Source organism: Tyzzerella sp. An114, assembly GCF_002161055.1.
GTDB lineage: Bacteria > Bacillota > Clostridia > Lachnospirales > Anaerotignaceae > Fimicola > Fimicola cottocaccae.
Map to the genome: position 1 here is coordinate 286,545 of NZ_NFLT01000002.1, position 18,150 is coordinate 304,694.

The 18,150-nt window shown below is 31.1% G+C and carries 16 protein-coding genes and 1 tRNA gene; 15 read left to right on the top strand and 2 right to left on the bottom strand.

Annotated elements, in window-relative coordinates:
• Positions 1 to 3 precede the first annotated feature (3 nt).
• On the top strand, positions 4 to 4,341 hold the full coding sequence (locus B5E58_RS03150; protein WP_088108226.1) for a PolC-type DNA polymerase III: 4,338 nt from the start codon (positions 4 to 6) through the stop codon (positions 4,339 to 4,341).
• 31 nt (positions 4,342 to 4,372) lie between these two features.
• On the top strand, positions 4,373 to 4,891 hold the full coding sequence (locus tag B5E58_RS03155) for a membrane lipoprotein lipid attachment site-containing protein (protein WP_088108227.1): 519 nt from the start codon (positions 4,373 to 4,375) through the stop codon (positions 4,889 to 4,891).
• Positions 4,892 to 4,917: 26 nt separating this feature from the next.
• Here the strand turns inward: B5E58_RS03155 and B5E58_RS03160 are convergent, their stop codons facing one another.
• Positions 4,918 to 5,790, bottom strand: a complete 873-nt coding sequence (locus B5E58_RS03160) for a glycosyltransferase family 2 protein (RefSeq protein ID WP_158097653.1) — start codon at positions 5,788 to 5,790, stop codon at positions 4,918 to 4,920.
• A gap of 315 nt (positions 5,791 to 6,105) precedes the next feature.
• Between B5E58_RS03160 and purC the strand changes: the two genes are divergently transcribed.
• The 4 genes from purC to B5E58_RS03180 all read left to right on the top strand — a co-directional run bounded on the left by purC (position 6,106) and on the right by B5E58_RS03180 (position 10,055).
• Entirely contained in the window at positions 6,106 to 6,813 is a 708-nt protein-coding gene (gene purC / locus B5E58_RS03165; protein WP_088108229.1) for a phosphoribosylaminoimidazolesuccinocarboxamide synthase, read from the top strand.
• A 36-nt stretch (positions 6,814 to 6,849) separates the two neighbouring features.
• A complete protein-coding gene (gene purF / locus B5E58_RS03170) occupies positions 6,850 to 8,331 on the top strand; it encodes an amidophosphoribosyltransferase (protein ID WP_088108230.1) in 1,482 nt (493 codons plus the stop codon).
• A complete protein-coding gene (purB, locus tag B5E58_RS03175) occupies positions 8,288 to 9,721 on the top strand; it encodes an adenylosuccinate lyase (protein ID WP_088108231.1) in 1,434 nt (477 codons plus the stop codon). Before purF ends, purB begins: the two co-directional genes overlap by 44 nt.
• A gap of 115 nt (positions 9,722 to 9,836) precedes the next feature.
• Complete coding sequence (locus tag B5E58_RS03180) at positions 9,837 to 10,055, top strand: hypothetical protein (protein WP_143597228.1); 219 nt, start codon at positions 9,837 to 9,839, stop codon at positions 10,053 to 10,055.
• 44 nt (positions 10,056 to 10,099) lie between these two features.
• Here the strand turns inward: B5E58_RS03180 and B5E58_RS03185 are convergent.
• A tRNA-Thr gene (locus B5E58_RS03185) sits at positions 10,100 to 10,172 on the bottom strand.
• Between the two features lie 141 nt (positions 10,173 to 10,313).
• On the opposite strand from B5E58_RS03185, the gene B5E58_RS03190 reads away from it, so the two are divergent.
• The 9 genes from B5E58_RS03190 to B5E58_RS03230 all read left to right on the top strand — a co-directional run bounded on the left by B5E58_RS03190 (position 10,314) and on the right by B5E58_RS03230 (position 18,032).
• Positions 10,314 to 10,550: a hypothetical protein gene (locus B5E58_RS03190; protein WP_088108233.1), complete on the top strand. Its 237-nt coding sequence runs from the start codon at positions 10,314 to 10,316 to the stop codon at positions 10,548 to 10,550.
• Positions 10,551 to 10,742: 192 nt separating this feature from the next.
• Positions 10,743 to 11,621 carry a phosphate ABC transporter substrate-binding protein gene (locus tag B5E58_RS03195; protein ID WP_088108234.1) on the top strand — a complete coding sequence of 293 codons (879 nt, stop codon included), beginning with the start codon at positions 10,743 to 10,745 and terminating at the stop codon, positions 11,619 to 11,621.
• Between the two features lie 218 nt (positions 11,622 to 11,839).
• Complete coding sequence (gene pstC / locus B5E58_RS03200; protein ID WP_088108253.1) at positions 11,840 to 12,733, top strand: phosphate ABC transporter permease subunit PstC; 894 nt, start codon at positions 11,840 to 11,842, stop codon at positions 12,731 to 12,733.
• A 7-nt stretch (positions 12,734 to 12,740) separates the two neighbouring features.
• On the top strand, positions 12,741 to 13,667 hold the full coding sequence (gene pstA, locus B5E58_RS03205) for a phosphate ABC transporter permease PstA (protein WP_330395603.1): 927 nt from the start codon (positions 12,741 to 12,743) through the stop codon (positions 13,665 to 13,667).
• Between the two features lie 28 nt (positions 13,668 to 13,695).
• On the top strand, positions 13,696 to 14,454 hold the full coding sequence (pstB, locus tag B5E58_RS03210; RefSeq protein ID WP_088108235.1) for a phosphate ABC transporter ATP-binding protein PstB: 759 nt from the start codon (positions 13,696 to 13,698) through the stop codon (positions 14,452 to 14,454).
• 33 nt (positions 14,455 to 14,487) lie between these two features.
• Entirely contained in the window at positions 14,488 to 15,144 is a 657-nt protein-coding gene (gene phoU / locus B5E58_RS03215; protein WP_088108236.1) for a phosphate signaling complex protein PhoU, read from the top strand.
• 118 nt (positions 15,145 to 15,262) lie between these two features.
• A complete protein-coding gene (locus tag B5E58_RS03220) occupies positions 15,263 to 16,165 on the top strand; it encodes a Ppx/GppA phosphatase family protein (protein ID WP_088108237.1) in 903 nt (300 codons plus the stop codon).
• 53 nt (positions 16,166 to 16,218) lie between these two features.
• Positions 16,219 to 17,205 carry a pyruvate kinase gene (pyk, locus tag B5E58_RS03225; RefSeq protein WP_088108238.1) on the top strand — a complete coding sequence of 329 codons (987 nt, stop codon included), beginning with the start codon at positions 16,219 to 16,221 and terminating at the stop codon, positions 17,203 to 17,205.
• An 11-nt stretch (positions 17,206 to 17,216) separates the two neighbouring features.
• Positions 17,217 to 18,032, top strand: a complete 816-nt coding sequence (locus B5E58_RS03230) for a mechanosensitive ion channel family protein (RefSeq protein WP_088108239.1) — start codon at positions 17,217 to 17,219, stop codon at positions 18,030 to 18,032.
• Positions 18,033 to 18,150 lie beyond the last annotated feature (118 nt).

Genomic DNA, 18,150 nt, shown 5'->3' on the forward strand with positions numbered 1-18,150 from the left:
TTTATGACTGCTAAAAAATTTAATACTGTTTTTGAAAAAATATCCCTTTCACCTAGAATAAAAGAGACTTTTGGTGAAGCTGTTATAAATTCTATACAAATTCACAAACGTGAAAAAATAATGGAAATAAAAATGGTTATGGACCATATAGTAGATGAAAAAGTTCTTGATGTGTTCAAATATGAGCTTATGGAACAACTTCCTGGGGTTAATGATGTTATAGTTTCATTGTCATTTAATATTCTGGGAGAGGTTTCTGTTTCAGATATTGTTGAAAAAAGCTGGGATAATATAGTTCATATGATTTCAGAGGAAAGTCCTCTTTGTCGTGGTATTATAAGAAATGCCATGTGGGATATTGAAGAAAATAAACTTTATATCCGTGTTAAAAATAATGCATCTTATTATATGTTTAAAAAGGGCATGGATAAAAAAATTGAAGAAAAATTTAAAGAACAAAATAATATAAATATACGTGTTTTCTTTAAAAATGAAAAACTTACAGATGAACAGAAAGAATGTTTTTATAAAGAAGTTGAAAATAGGGAGCAAGATATTTTAAATACTGTTATAGAAAATCAGGCTAAAGAAGAAAAAACAAAGGCTGATGAAAAAATAGAGTATGTTGCTGAAAAAGTTAAAAACGGAATACTTATAGGAAAAGAAATTACAGGAGATGTAATAAAGATTATAAATTCTAAGATAGAAGGGGAAAAGGTAATAATAGAAGGTCACCTTTTCAATGTGGATAAGAGAGAAATAAAAGGAGAAAAATATATTGTATCCTTCGATATAACAGACCTTTCCGACTCTACAACAGTAAAATTCTTTGTTTCTAAAAATGTTTTTGATAAAGAATTAAGTAGTATTATTAAAAACAATGCTTATCTTAAAGTTAGGGGAGATGTTCAGTTTGACAAATATGCAAAAGAGATAAACCTTTTGGCAAAAGATATTTGTATAGCTGAAAAACCACCTGAAAGAATGGACAATGCCCTTGAAAAGAGAGTTGAACTTCATTTACATACACAGATGAGTAGTATGGACGGTGTTACATCTGTCAAAAAATACATAGAAAGAGCTGCAAAATGGGGACATAAGGCTATTGCTGTAACTGACCATGGTGTTGTTCAGGCTTTTCCTGACGCTATGGACGCAGCTAAAAAAGCTGGAATTAAGGTTCTTTATGGTGTTGAGGCTTATCTTGTAGATGACCTTGGAAGTGTTGTAACTTGTCCTAAAGGTCAAAATATTGATGATACATTTATTGTATTTGATATTGAGACAACAGGTCTTTCAAGGGAAAAAGATAAAATTACAGAAATTGGAGCTGTAAAAATAGAAAAAGGTCAGATTACAGATAAATTTAGTACATTTGTCAATCCTCAAATACCTATAAGTGAGGATATAACAAAACTTACAGGAATAACAAATGATATGGTAAAAGATGCTCCTGATATTTCAGTTGTTCTTTCACAGTTTATGGATTTCTGTAAGGATTATGTTATTGTGGCACATAATGCAGGTTTTGACGTTGGTTTTATAAGACATAATACTAAAGTTTTAGGAATGAAACCTTTTGATAATACAGTTTTAGATACTCTTGAATTGGCAAGAACTCTCCTTCCAGACCTTAAAAAACATAAACTTGATATTGTTGCTGAGGCTGTTGGAGTGTCTTTAGAGGGACACCATAGAGCTGTAAATGATGCTCAGGCTACAGCTGAAATTTTTATAAAATTTATTGATATGATGAAAGATAAAGATGTATATACTCTTGAAGATATAAATGTTTTATCTAGTCGTACAGTAAACTATAAAAAACTTAAACCACATCATGCCGTAATACTTGTAAAAAATTATAAAGGGTTAAGAAATCTTTATGAGCTTATTTCTATTGCTCATATAGATTATTTCTTTAAACGTCCTAGAATACCAAAAAGTAAATTTATAAAAATGAGAGAGGGACTTATAATAGGAAGTGCCTGTGAAGCTGGAGAACTTTATAGGGCTTTACTTGACCATAAGCCTGATGAATATATAAATGAGATTGTAAATTTCTATGATTATCTTGAAATACAGCCTTTAGGCAACAACAAATTTATGATAAATTCAAATAAAATTGATGCTGTAAATTCTGTTGAAGATATAATGAATTTTAATAGAAAAATAGTTGAGCTTGGAGAACAAAATAATAAACCTGTTGTGGCTACCTGTGATGTTCATTTCATAGACCCTGAGGACGCTGCTTTCAGAAAAATAATAATGGCAGCAGAAGGCTTTACTGATGCAGATAATCAAGCTCCTCTTTATTATAGAACCACAGAAGAAATGCTCAAAGAATTTGAGTATCTTGGAAAAGAAAAAGCAAAAGAAATTGTAATAACAAATACAAATTTAATTGCTGATATGATAGAAAATATAAAGCCTGTTCCTGATGAGACTTTCCCTCCTAAAATTGAAGGAGCAGAGGAACAGCTTAGAAAAATAACAAATGAAAAAGCTGTATCAATATATGGAGACCCTCTGCCACCTGTGGTTAAAGAGAGACTTGATAAAGAGCTTAATTCTATTATATCAAATGGTTATTCTGTACTTTACATAATTGCACAGAAACTTGTTTGGAAATCTGTTGAAGATGGATATCTTGTTGGTTCTAGAGGTTCTGTTGGTTCTTCATTCGTTGCAACTATGGCGGGAATAACAGAGGTAAATCCTTTACAACCTCACTATGTGTGCCCTAACTGTAAATATTCTGATTTTGATTCTGATGTTGTAAAAGCAACAGCTATGGAGGAAGGCTCTGGCTGTGATATGCCTGATAAAATGTGTCCTGTATGTGGTACACTTCTAAAAAAAGAAGGTCATGACATACCTTTCGAGACATTCTTGGGATTTAATGGAGATAAAGAACCGGATATTGACCTTAATTTCTCTGGAGAATATCAACAGCAAGCTCATGCCTATACAGAGGAGCTTTTTGGAAAAGGTCATGTTTTTAAAGCTGGTACAATAGGTACATTAGCCGATAAAACAGCCTATGGCTTTGTTAAAAAATATCTTGATGAAAGACATATAACTGCCCATAATGCAGAAATAAATCGTCTTGTATCAGGCTGTACTGGTATAAAGAGAACAACAGGACAGCATCCTGGAGGACTTATGGTAGTTCCAAATGACCATAATATATATGAATTTTGTCCTGTACAACGTCCTGCCAATGATACAACATCTAATGTAACAACAACTCACTTTGATTATCACTCAATAAGTGGACGACTTTTAAAACTTGACCTTCTGGGCCATGACGACCCTACGGTTATTCGTATGCTTTATGACCTTACAGGAGTAAATCCTCAGTCTGTATCTCTTGGTGATAAAGATACAATGTCACTTTTTGAGTCTCCAAAGGCTTTAGGAGTTACTCCAGAGGATATAAATTGTGAGACAGGAACTTTAGGTATACCGGAGTTTGGTACAAAATTTGTACGTCAAATGCTTGTTGACACTAAACCTAAAACTTTTGCCGACCTTTTGAGAATATCAGGTCTTTCTCATGGTACTGATGTTTGGATAAATAATGCTCAAGAGCTTATTGAACAGGGTGTTATAACACTTAAAGAGACAATATCAACTCGTGACAGTATTATGATTTATCTTATAAATAAAGGTGTTGACAAGAAAAAGTCATTTAAAATAATGGAAAAGGTTCGTAAGGGTAAAGGTCTTACTGATGAAGATATTGCAGATATGAAAGCCTCAAATGTGCCTGATTGGTATATAAAATCTTGTCAGAAAATAAAGTATATGTTCCCTAAGGCTCATGCTGCCGCTTATGTTATGATGGCTTTCAGAATTGCATATTTTAAAGTTAATTATCCTATGGCTTATTATGCTGCATACTTTACTGTAAGAGCTTGTGATGACTTTGATTATGGTACAATGTGTAAAGGAATTGATGTGGCTAAAGATGCAATAAGGGAAATTAATGAAAAAGGACAATCAGCAACGGCAAAAGATAAAAATAAATTGACTGTCCTTGAAATAATAGTTGAGTTTTATGCAAGAGGCTTTAAATTCCTTCCTATTGACCTTTATAAATCTGATGCGACAAAATTTATTGTCACTGATGAGGGACTTATACCTCCTTTCAGTTCCCTTCAGGGCTTGGGACTTACAGCTGCTCAAAGTATTGTTGATGGAAGAAAGAATGTTACAGAATTCCATACAATAGAGGAATTTAAAGAAAATACATCAGTAGGTAAAACTCTTGTTGAACTTTTAAAGGAAAATGGAGTTTTAAAAGGTATACCGGAAACAAATCAGCTTACACTTTTTTAAGATATATTTAACATAAAAGGAGGTTGGCTCTATGAAGAAAAGCATTTTATTATTAAGTATTATGTTTTTAGTAATGTTGTCTGGCTGTAATACAAATACAGATAATACAGATGAAGTAGAAAAAAATCAAGAAAATACAACAGATATTTCGGAGGAGATAGCCGGATATATATTCATAGATGGTGATAAATTATATGTTGATGAAGTTGAGATTATAGAGAATAGCGATAAAGAAAGAATGGAAGAACTTAATATTAATGACAGTGATTTTCCTAATGGATATTATATATATAATCCAACTTTTGAAGCAGATGAATATAAAATCACAGATGATACAGCCTATGACTTTGTTGATTTTAATTTATATTACATAGATGAAAATGAAGCAGATGGTGACAGAAGATATAGAACAAATAATATTGATGAGTTTATAAAGGGTTCTTCATATCGAGAAGAATTACCTCTTGAACAACAGACAATACCATATATTATTGAGTTACACGGTGAAGACGTTTATTGTATAAAAGAAGAACTTTTATATACACAGTAAAAAATAAAGCAGGCTTTTATGCCTGCTTATATTTTTTTAAGTTCTTTTAGAAGTTTTATTTTTATTTTTGGTGTTATATCTTTTGAAATTATAATTTTGTATATCAATATAAGGATATTTTTTATCACAAGAAATTTGTATGAAAAAGCATATTTATTATAAATTTTATTTTCTAATAGATAGTTTTTCATGTCATAAAGACCTAATTTTATATCATCAAAATTCTTTTCTGTAAAAGATGAAGTTATGCTTTTTTTACGCTGAACATAGCAGTATAATTTTTTATTTATAACAGCTATTTTATTTGATTTATGAAAAAGTCTGTATGAAACATACATATCTTCATAAGTTTTTCCCACAGGAAAATATATATTGTTTTCTGTGAAAAGCTCTCTTTTGTAAAGTTTATTCCATGCAAAATTATTTATAAAAACATCTTCTATTAATATTTTAAGAGCTTTTTCAGATGAAAAAATTTTAGTTTTAAGAGGTTTGTTTTTGATTTTCAATTTTTTGCTTTCTGATATTCTCTTAAACCCACATACAACAATGTCACAATTCTTTTTTTCTGCTGTTGTGTACATATATTCTATAAATCTTTTTGAAAAATAATCATCACTGTCAGCGAAAGCTATATATTTTCCACATGAAATTTTTATCCCTGTGTTTCTAGCACTGCTAAGACCGGAATTTTCTTGATTTATAACTTTTATATTATCATATTTGTTTTTATATTTTTCTATTATTTTATAAGAATTATCCTTTGAACCATCATTTACAATTATTATTTCCATATCTTTAAAAGTCTGATTTACAGCAGATTTTAAACATTTATAAATATATTTTTCTACATTATATACGGGTATTATAAGACTTACTTTTATATTTTTCTCACTCAAAATATCACCTCACTTATATTTACACTTTATAATTTAAAAAGTCTGTAAATATTGTTATATAATTAAATGACCATTAGGCTTTTTGTAATTGATAAATTATTTATTTTATACAAACAAAAGTGTTAAATATGACAACAATCACTGTTTTGATACTCTTTAATTGATTTTTACTGTAAAAAAAAACTATTGAAGTTTATTCCATAATTTTGTACCATAAAAGGGAAGTAATTCATTAATCAACTTAATAAAACTAATACTCTTAATAAGCCGACGTATTTCGTTACCCGGCTTTATCGTGATTTTCAGGAGGGCAATATGAAAAAATTAGATATGCTTTACGAAGGAAAAGCAAAAAAAGTTTACAGAACAGATGATGAAGACCTTTACATTGTTGATTACAAAGATGATGCAACAGCTTTTAATGGTGCGAAAAAAGGCACAATATCAGGAAAAGGTGTAATAAATAATAAGATGACTAATCTTGTGTTTAAATACCTTAATGAAAACGGAGTAAAAACACATCTTGTTGAAGAACTTAGCGACAGAGAAACTCTTGTAAAAAAAGTAGAAATAGTTCCCCTCGAAGTAATTGTAAGAAATATTGCAGCAGGCAGTTTTTCTGCAAAATATGGCGTGCCTGAAGGTACAGACTTAAACAATCCTATCGTAGAATTCTCATATAAAAATGACGCACTTAACGATCCTATGATTAACAATTCACAGATTGAGGCTATCGGTATAGCTACTGCTGAAGAAATAGAAGAAATCACTGAAAGTGTAAAAAAAGTAAACGAACTCTTACAGAAATTTTTCCTTGAATGTAATATAATACTTGTTGATTTTAAAGTTGAATACGGACGTTGTAAAGAAGGAATTATACTTGCTGATGAAATTTCTCCTGATACTTGCAGACTTTGGGATAAAGATACAAGAGAGAAACTTGACAAAGACCGTTTCCGTAGAGACCTTGGCGGTGTAGAAGACGCTTATAATGAGGTTTGGAGAAGAATTACTTCAAGATAATTTACTCTTTTAATTTAATGGGAGGAAAATCAAAGAATGCTTAAAGAAGACAACTTATTTGAAGATATATATATTGAAGACGAATTAAAAGAAGAATGTGGTGTTTTCGGTTATTATAATAATGATGATGAAGATACAGGAAGAATAGTATATTACGGACTTTTTGCACTTCAGCATAGAGGACAGGAGAGCTGTGGTATAGCTGTAACAGATGATACAGTTGTAAAACAGTATAAAGATATGGGACTTGTTCCAGAAGTTTTCTCAGAAGATGTTGTTGAAAAGCTTACAGGAAAAATTGGTATAGGTCATGTTCGTTATTCAACAGCAGGTGGAAGTCTTAGAAATAATGCACAGCCTCTTGTTTCAAGATATGTTAAAGGAACACTTGCTCTTGCTCATAACGGAAATCTTGTAAATGCTAATGAAATTCGTCATGAACTTCAGCAGGAGGGTATGATTTTCCAGACTACTATTGATTCTGAGGTTATAGCATGTAAAATAGCTAAAGAACGTGTAAAATGTGGTTCTATTGAAGAAGCTATTGAAAGAACTATGTATAAAATAAAAGGTTCATATTCTCTTGTTGTTATGAGCCCAAGAAAACTTATTGGATGTCGTGACCCACTTGGAATACGTCCCCTTTCAATAGGAAAACTTAATAATTCTTACATACTTTCATCAGAAACTTGTGCTTTTGACGGTCTTGGAGCAGAATTTGTTCGAGATGTTGAGCCGGGTGAAATTGTTGTTATAAATGATGATGGTATAAAATCAATAAAAACTCACTGTGGTAAAGAGAAATCAAGAATGTGTATATTTGAATATATATACTTTGCTCGTCCAGATAGTTTTATTGAGGGTGTAAGTGTTTATGAAGCAAGAAAAGAGGCAGGAAGACAGCTTGCAAGACAGCACGCTGTTGAAGGTGATGTTGTTATTGGTGTTCCTGACTCTGGTATTCCAGCAGCTTTAGGATATGCTGAGGAATCCGGCATTCCTTATGGAATAGGTCTTGTTAAAAATAGATATATAGGACGTACATTTATAAGTCCTACACAAGGTCAGAGAGAAACTGCTGTAAAAATTAAACTTAATGCATTAAGACATACTGTTGAAGGTAAAAGAGTTATTATGATAGATGACTCTATTGTAAGGGGTACAACAGTAGCACGTCTTGTAAATATATTAAGAGCAGCAGGTGCTAAAGAAGTTCATATGAGAGTAAGTGCACCTAAATTCCTTTGGCCATGTTATTATGGTACAGATGTTCCTACAAAAGAAAAACTCATTGCTTGTAAATATGATACTGTGGAAGAAATTGCAAAAGTTGTTGGAGTTGATAGCCTTGGATATCTTGGACTTGAAAATCTTCACGATATAGCTAAAGGTGCAAAATGTGGTTTCTGTGACGCTTGTTTCACAGGTAACTATCCAACAGAAATACCATCAGTTTCAGAGGAGGTCTCAAAAGATGAAACAGAAATACGAAAATCCGCTAAATTCACGTTATGCTAGTAAAGAGATGTCATATCTTTTTTCTCCAGACTATAAATTTAAAACATGGAGAAAACTTTGGATTGCTCTTGCAGAAGTTGAACAAGAACTTGGTCTTAATATAACAGATGAGCAGATTGAAGAAATGAAAGCTCATCAGGACGATATTAATTATGAAGTTGCAGAGGCTAGAGAAAAAGTTGTAAGACATGACGTTATGAGCCATGTTTATGCTTTCGGAAAACAGGCTCCAAAGGCTGAGCCTATTATACATCTTGGTGCAACAAGTTGTTATGTTGGTGATAATACAGATATTATCATTATGACAGAAGCTATGAAACTTGTTAGAAAGCAGCTTATAAATGTTATAAATGAGCTTGCAAAATTTGCTCTTAAATATAAAGATATGCCTACTCTTGGATTTACTCATTTCCAGCCAGCTCAGACTACAACAGTAGGCAAGAGAGCTTCTTTATGGCTTCAGGACCTTATGATGGACCTTGAAGACCTTGATTATCAGCTTTCAAAAGCAAAACTTCTTGGTTCAAAAGGTACAACTGGAACACAGGCAAGTTTCCTTGAACTTTTTGATGGTGACCATGAAAAAGTTAAAAAAATTGATGGTATGATTGCTGAAAAAATGGGATATAAAGATTATTTCAAAGTTTCAGGTCAGACATACTCAAGAAAACTTGACTATCAGATTTTAAGTGTGCTTTCAGGTATAGCTCAGAGTGCTTATAAATTTAGTAATGATATAAGACTTTTACAGCACCTTAAAGAGATTGAAGAACCATTTGAAAAATCACAGATTGGTTCATCTGCTATGGCATATAAGAGAAATCCTATGCGTTCTGAAAGAATTGGTTCTCTTGCAAGATATGTTATTGCAGACACAACAAACCCAGCTATAACAGCATCAACACAGTGGTTTGAGAGAACTCTTGATGACTCTGCTAATAAGAGAATAAGTGTACCAGAAGCATTCCTTGCTGTTGATTCTATACTTATACTTTATAGAAACGTTGTTGATGGTCTTGTTGTATATCCAAAAGTTATTGAACAGAGACTTAACAGCGAACTTCCTTTTATGGCTACTGAAAATATTATGATGGACGCTGTTAAAAAAGGCGGAAATAGACAGGAACTTCATGAGAGAATAAGAGTTCATTCTATGGAAGCTGGAAAAATGGTTAAGATGGAAGGTAAACCAAATGACCTTCTTGAAAGAATTGCAAATGACGAAACTTTCGGTCTTACAATGGAAGAACTTAACGCAATTATGGTTCCAAGTAATTTCGTAGGTCGTGCACCACAGCAGACAGAAGAATTTGTTATGAATTATGTTATGCCTGTAATAGAGGCAAACAAAGACCTTCTTGAAAATGAGGGAGAAGAAGTAAGAGTATAATTTTATATATAAGCCAGAGCTTGAGCTCTGGCTTTTTTATTTAAAAATTTTTAAATTGTTTTGTATTGTTTTTTAAATTATAATAATATTAAATTTTAATTATTATGGAGAAGTAATGATGGAAGAATTAATAAGTATTTTAAAGGATATAAAAAATGAATTAGTTAAAATTAATGATAAATTAAGTGAGATACAGGGAGACAGTGAATATGGTTCTCTGACAGATATATATTATAAATTAAATAGAGTTACAGAAAATATAATGGGTTGTGATTATAGTGATATAACAGATGTATGTGATAAATTAGATGAAATATCAAATAAATTGAAATAAAATAAAAAAGTAATAATTTAATTTTAAATTATTACTTTTTTTAAAGCCGAAAACGTGACTTGAACACGCGACCTGCTCATTACGAGGGAGCTGCTCTACCAACTGAGCTATTTCGGCATATTTATTCATTATTTATGAACAAGTGTATTATAACATAGTGAATTTTCATTTTCAATTATTTAAAATCTATAAAGTGTATATTTACTTTTATATATTATGATAATATAATAAAAATATAACGAAGAAGGGAGCGATAATATGACTAAGTTTGACGTTATTGTTGATAATTTGATGGAGCGTTTTAGAACATTTAATGCTTTAGATGTAGGAGTTTTCAAAACATGTATTCTCTTATTAGGCATTATTATAGGTATGTACTCCAGCCAAAAAATTAAAAAGTTTGCTCCATATTTATGGTTTATGTTTGCATTAGCTTATGTTTATGTTGCAATAAAACTTATAAGAGCTGAAGTTGATGATTTAGATTGGGATTAATTAATATTCAAAGTGCTGTAAAAACAGCACTTTTTTTATGTTAATAATTAGGTACAAAGACTTTTACATTCTCTTAACAAACAGAATATATTCTTTTAACAATGTATTGTTATTATATCATCGTAAGTTAAAACAAACAAAAAAATAATAAACAAAACAAAAAGAAGAAGGATTTTTGGGAGGATTTTAAGAATGAAAAAATTAATAGCAGGTTTATGTATATTAGCGATGGCTTTTTCAATGACAGCTTGCGGTTCATCAGACACTGCATCTGATAATGGAACAGCTCAGGAAACTGAACAGAGTGGAACAGAAGAGGGAGTTACTGGAACAGTTTCTGTTGTAGGTTCAACAACAGTTCAGCCTGTTGCACAGAGTATTGCCGACGAGTTTGCATCAGTTGAACCTGGTATCAGTGTTGAAGTACAGGGTGTTGGTTCATCAGCAGGTATTAAAGCTGCAATTGATGGAACAGCTGACATTGGAGCTTCATCAAGAGAGCTTAAAGAAGAAGAAAAAGCAACAGGCATCACAGAACATGTGCTTGCATATGACGGAATTGCTGTTGTAGTAAACACTGCAAACCCTGTAAAAGACCTTGATTCTGAAACAGTTAAGAAAATATTTGAAGGTGAAATTACAAACTGGAAAGAAGTTGGCGGAAATGATGAAGATATCGTTGTAATAAGCCGTGAATCTGGTTCAGGTACAAGAGATGCTTTTGAGGAAATGATGGAGCTTACAGAAGAAGTTGACGGAAAAGCAATTCCTACATTAAGAGAAGACGCTCTTATTTGTGAAGGTAACGGTGCTGTTAAAGCAAGTGTTGCTTCAAAAACAAACTCAATTGCTTATCTTTCACTTGGATATGTTGATGACACTATGAACACAGTATCAATTGACGGAGTTGCTCCTACTGTTGAAACAGTAAAATCAGGAGAATATAAAATTTCAAGACCACTCCTTCTTGTTACAAATGGAGAAGTTTCAGAAGCTACACAGAAATATCTTGACTACTGCCTTGATGAAGGACAGACAATTGTTTCTGAAAACTACATATCAATTAAATAATAAATTATATAAAAAAGAGTCTGTTATATTACAGGCTCTTTTTTTACTTAACATGGTTTTAACATTGAAACTACATATTTTAACATATATAACATATGGGTTTAACAATATAATATTAAAATCTCTTTGTAATAAAAAATAAAAGGAGTGTTGATTACTGTATGAACGGTAATGCTTTAGGCGGAGCTATCCAGAATGGTTATGAAAAAGTAAATATGATGGATAAAGAGCCACAGAAAAAAACAAAAAAACTTACATTGTCAGATATATATGAAATTATAGCAAAAATAATATTCTTACTATGTGCCGGAGTTTCAGTGTTTGGTGTTTGTATAATAACATTTTATATATTTGTTATGGGACTTCCTGCAATATTTGAAATCGGCATAGCGGATTTTATAGCGGGAACAAAGTGGATGCCTAGTGCTGAAATATTTGGAATACTTCCAATGATAATTGGTAGTGTTTATGTAACAATAGGTGCTGTAATAATAGGTGTTCCTGTTGGAATACTTACATCAGTTTATATGAGTGAATATGCACCAAAACCTATACTGAAAATTTTAAATCCTGCTGTTGAACTTCTTGCAGGTATACCTTCAGTAGTATATGGTTTCTTTGGTCTTGTTGTTATAGTACCACTTATAAATGATACATTGGGAGGAAAAGGAGCAGGAAGCTCACTTCTTGCCGCTTCAATAATACTTGGAGTTATGATACTTCCTACAATTATTACAACAACAAAAACAGCTCTCTCAGCTGTTCCTAAAAAATATAAAGAAGGAGCTTATGCTCTTGGTGCAACAAAAGTACATACAATATTTACAGTTCTTATACCAGCCGCAAAATCTGGCGTTTTCTCTGGAATTGTTCTTGGTATAGGACGTGCCATAGGCGAGACAATGGCAGTTATACTTGTAGCAGGTAACTCTGTAATTATCCCAGAAAGCATAACAGACCCTGTAAGAACAATGACTGCAAATATAGCCATAGAGATGGGTTATTCAACAGGACTTCATCAGGAAGCTCTTTTTGCAACAGGCGTAATATTATTTGTTTTTATAATGAGTTTAAATGTTGTTCTTCACTTCATTCAGAAAAAAGAGGGGTAATTGATATATGTTAAAATGGTTAGCTTTAATAATTCTCATAATAGCCCTTATAAAACCGGTCTGTTATGTTATAAATAATACATTAAGCACAGAAGCACTTAAGAAAATTTCAAAGTCTAAAGATGTTATTTTAAAAATTTTGATTGGTGTTTCAGCAGTTTTTACTTGCGGTATACTTATATGGATAATATTCTACATAGTATTTAATGGTATAAGCGGAATTGATATTGAATTTTTAACAACAGCACCTTTTAAAGATGAGGGTGGTGTACTTCCTATGATTATAAGTACTATATGGATAGTATTTATAGCTCTTATAATATCAACTCCAATAGGTATTGGAGCAGCTATATATCTTAATGAATATGCTAAACCGGGAAAAGTTGTAACTGTAATAAGATTTGCAATAGAAAGTCTTGCTGGTATTCCTTCTATTATATATGGTCTTTTCGGTCTTATATTCTTTGTTACAATGCTTAAATTTAGCTACTCAATACTTGCCGGAGCATTGACAGTAAGTATAATGGTTCTTCCTGTAATTATAAGAACAACAGAGGAGTCATTAAAAACTGTACCTAACAGTTATAGAGAAGGTAGTCTTGCTCTTGGTGCATCAAAAATAAGAACTGTTATAAAAGTTGTTCTTCCTTCTGCTATACCTGGAATACTTTCAGGAGTAATACTTAGTATAGGTAGAATTGTGGGAGAGACAGCTGCTATATATATGACAGCAGGTATGGTTCCAAAAGTTCCTGAAACTATAATGAACTCAGGTCGTACACTTTCAGTTCATCTTTACCTCCTTGCAAAAGAGGGTATATCATTTGAAAAAGCATATGCAACAGCAACAGTACTTATAGTTATTGTAGCTATAATAAACTTCTGTGCAAACTCAGTTGCTAAATTCTTAAATAGAAATACAGTAATGAAATAATTTGAAACATATATAAGGAGAAATAGTAATGCAAGATAAAATTAAATTTTCAATAAAGGATACAAATCTTCATTATGGAAGTTTTCACGCTCTTAAAGATATTAATATGGAAATTCCAGAGAAAAAAATCACCGCTTTTATAGGTCCTTCAGGATGTGGGAAGTCTACTCTCTTAAAGACACTCAACAGAATGAATGACCTTGTTGAAGGCGTAAAAATAGATGGCGAAATTAGACTTGACGGAAAAGACATATATGGCGAGACTGATGTCATAGACTTAAGAAAAAGAGTGGGTATGGTATTTCAGCAACCCAACCCTTTCCCAATGAGTATCTATGACAACATCGCCTATGGTCCAAGAACTCATGGTATAAAGAAAAAATCTGAGCTTGATGATATTGTTGAAAAAAGTCTTAGAGATGCTGCTATATGGGACGAAGTTAAAGATAGACTTAAGAAAAACGCCTTAGGTCTTTCTGGTGGACAGCAGCAGAGAATTTGTATTGCAAGAGCTCTTGCTGTAAAACCTGATGTACTTCTTATGGACGAACCTACAAGTGCTCTTGATCCTATATCAACACTTAAAATAGAGGACCTTGCTGTTGAGCTTAAAAATGATTATACTATTATAATGGTTACTCATAATATGCAGCAGGCAAGCAGAATTTCTGATTATACATCATTCTTCCTTCTTGGTGAGGTTGTTGAATTTAATGAGACAGACACAATATTTAATACACCTCGTGACAAGAGAACAGAAGATTATATAACAGGCCGTTTCGGTTGATTATATATTTTTAAAAGGAGAAATGATATTATTATGAGAAATGAATTTCAAAACAGACTTTGTGAACTTCACAAAGAAATAATGAAGATGAATACAACCATTGAAAAAACAATGGATATGCTTATTGAAGGCATGGAAAAAAGAGATAGAGCAATTCTTGATGAAGTTATAGAAAGAGATAATATAGTTGATAATCTTGAGGCTGATATAGAAAAAATGTGCATAAGTCTTATACTTAGAGAACAGCCAGTAGCTTTTGACCTTAGAAATGTTACATCTATTCTTAAAATTATAACAGACCTTGAAAGAATTGCTGACCACTGTACAGATATTGCTAAATACCTTATAGAGATAATAGATAGCTCTGATAAATATCTTTTTGATACAAAAGATATTTCAAATATGTCATTTATTGTAAAAGAAATGATTACTTCAACAACAGAATGTTATATAAAATCAGATGAAATAAAAGCTAGAGACATTTCTTTAAGTGACGATAAAGTTGATGCATATTTTACAGATATTGTTACAAGTATTGAAAGTATTATGGAAAGAGATAGTTCAAAGATATTCCAAGGGGTAAGATTTTTATATATAGTAAAATATCTTGAAAGAATTGCTGACCATTCTACAAACATATGTGAATGGATAATTTATAGAGTTACTGGAGAACATATACAGTATAATTAATTATATATGTATTTAAAAACAGATGCCTTGCATCTGTTTTTTATTTTTATGTTTAAATAAAAACAAAATATGATATAATGTTTATAGAATTTTTAAAATTTTGGGGAGGAATATAGGTATGTATGCGATAATTGACGTAGGTTCTAATACTATAAGACTTACTGTTTACAGAGTTACAGGAGAAGACTTTAAAATACTTTTTAATCAAAAAGTTATGGCTGGTCTTGCTGGTTATGTTGAGGACAATAAAATAACACAGGAAGGTATTGATACAGCATGTAATGCTCTTTTAAAATTCAAATCAATTGTAGAAAATTTTGATATAGGCAATTTACTTGTATTTGCAACAGCTTCTCTTAGAAATGTTGATAATACAGATGATGCTGTTACACAGATATATAACAGAACAGGAATAAATATTGAAATTGTTTCTGGTGAAGAAGAAGCTGAACTTGATTTTGAAGGGGCTACACATAATATTATAGATATGAACAACGGAATACTTGTTGATATTGGTGGTGGAAGTACAGAGCTTGTTTCTTATGGTAGCAAAAAAATTATAAATGCTATAAGTATACCTCTTGGTTCACTTAAACTTTATAAAAAATGTGTTGATAATATAATACCTACAAAATCTGAAAATGAAAAACTTAATAAAACATCTGTTAAAGAAATTGAGAAAGTAAAGGATATTAAGAAAGAAAAATATTCTATTATATGTGGTGTAGGTGGTACAATTCGTGCTGTATTAAAACTTAATAACTTTATGTTTAAAGCTCCATCAGATAATAGAACAATACTTTTTTCAAATCTTGAAAAAATGCTTGATATATTGAAAAAAGGTGAAAATGAGGCTATAAATGCTATTCTTAAAGTATGTCCTGACCGTATTCATACAATAATACCTGGTCTCACACTTTTGTACAATATTGCAAAATATTATAGCTGTGATGTTATAATGGTAAGCAGTTATGGAGTTCGTGAAGGTTATCTTTATAGCAGAGTAATTAACAATAGATAATACTACAATTATATTTTTTATTATATGTAGTAAACCTGAAAGGAGTATTAAAAATGGATTATTACGGAACTCTTGGTCCTTCCTGTAATGATGAAAATATATTATCTAAAATGATTGATGAAGGTATGACAGGGATAAGATTAAATCTTTCTCATGGAGACCTTGAAGATAATAAAGAGTATATTGAAAAACTTAGAAAAGCGGAAAATATAACAGGGAAAAAAATGAAACTTCTTATAGACCTTAAAGGGCCAGAGCTTAGAACTGGAACTTTAAAAGCTCCTATAAATATTTCAGAAGGTGAAAAAATTATTATAGGAGAGGGAGGAATAATAGATGTACCTTCTATAATTTTTGGTTCTATAAATAATAATCAACAAATACTTATTGATGATGGTAAAATACTTATTCAGGTTGAAAGCTTTGATGAAAAAAGTGCCCTTTGTGTTGTTTTAAGAGGAGGAACTCTTAAATCAAGTAAAAGTATGGCTTTTCCAGAAGCTAATATAAATCCTCCAACACTTACAGACAGTGACAGACTTAATATATCAAAAGCTTTAGAATATGGCGTTACAGGTGTAATGCTTCCTTTTGTTAGGAATAAACAGGACCTTATATGTCTTAGAGATGAGCTTTTAAAATCTAACTGTGAAAATATAGAGATATTGGCTAAAATAGAAAATAAAAGTGGAATAGAAAAACTTGATGAGCTTATGGATTTTGCAGACTCTTTTGTAATAGCAAGGGGAGATTTGGGAAATTCTATGGATTTATGGGAACTTCCAAAGGCTCAAAAAGTTATTGCAGAAAAATGCAGAAAATATAATAAACCATTTATGATAGTGACACAAATGTTGGATTCTATGCATACAAAAAAAGTTCCAACAAGAGCAGAGGTTCTTGATATTTTTAATGCTGTTGTTGATGGTGCAAGTTCTATAATGCTTACAGGAGAAACAGCAGCTGGAAACTATCCTGTTGAGTCAATGAGATATCTTGTAAAAACAGGAGAAGAAGCTCTAAAATATATTAATAAATAAAGGAGAAAAATATGTCAGCAAGTACAATACAGACTATAATAAATTCTGCCCTTGGCGCATTTACTTTAGAAAAACTTGGGTCAGCAATATTAGTTTTTATAGTATGTTATATAGTATCAAAAATATTAATGAGAGTTTTATCAAAGATAATAAAGAAACTTCCTTTTGATAAAACTTTTACAGGATTTGTAAATGCTTCTATAAAACTTATACTTTATTTTATAACTGGTATAATAGTTGCAGATTCCCTTGGAATTGACCCAAGGTCTCTTATAGCACTTTTAAGTGTGGCAGGTCTTGCAGTTTCTCTTGCTATACAAGATACACTTTCTAATATTGCTAATGGTCTTGTTATACTTGTATCAAAACCTTTTATTGTTGGTGATTTTGTTGAAATTGGAGGCGTAAGTGGAATTGTAAAAGTTATAAGCCTTAACTATACAAAAATAGTAACATACGATAATAAGGTTATATATATACCAAACAGTGATATTTCAGCTGGTAAAATAATAAATTATACAGATGAAAAACTTAGACGTGTTGATATTAATGTTACAGCTGCCTATGAATCACCTATGGAAAATGTGAAAAAAGCCCTTTTTGAGGCTGTTGATACAATACCAGAGTTTCACAAAGACCCTAAGCCATTTATATGTACAGTGGCTTATAGAGATAGTAATATAGAGTATGGAATAAGAGCTTGGACAGACACAGAAAATTATTGGACTGCATATTTTGCTCTTATGGATAATATTGCTGTAATGTTTAAAAAGTATAATGTTGAAATGACATACAACCATTTAAAAGTTCATATGGTAGAAAAATAATTAATGAAAACAGATTTCTTATTTTTTAAGAAATCTGTTTTTTTACTAAAAACAAAAAAATAAATTTAAAAATTTTTATAATTTTTAATATAAAATATATTTATTGTATATTATAAGG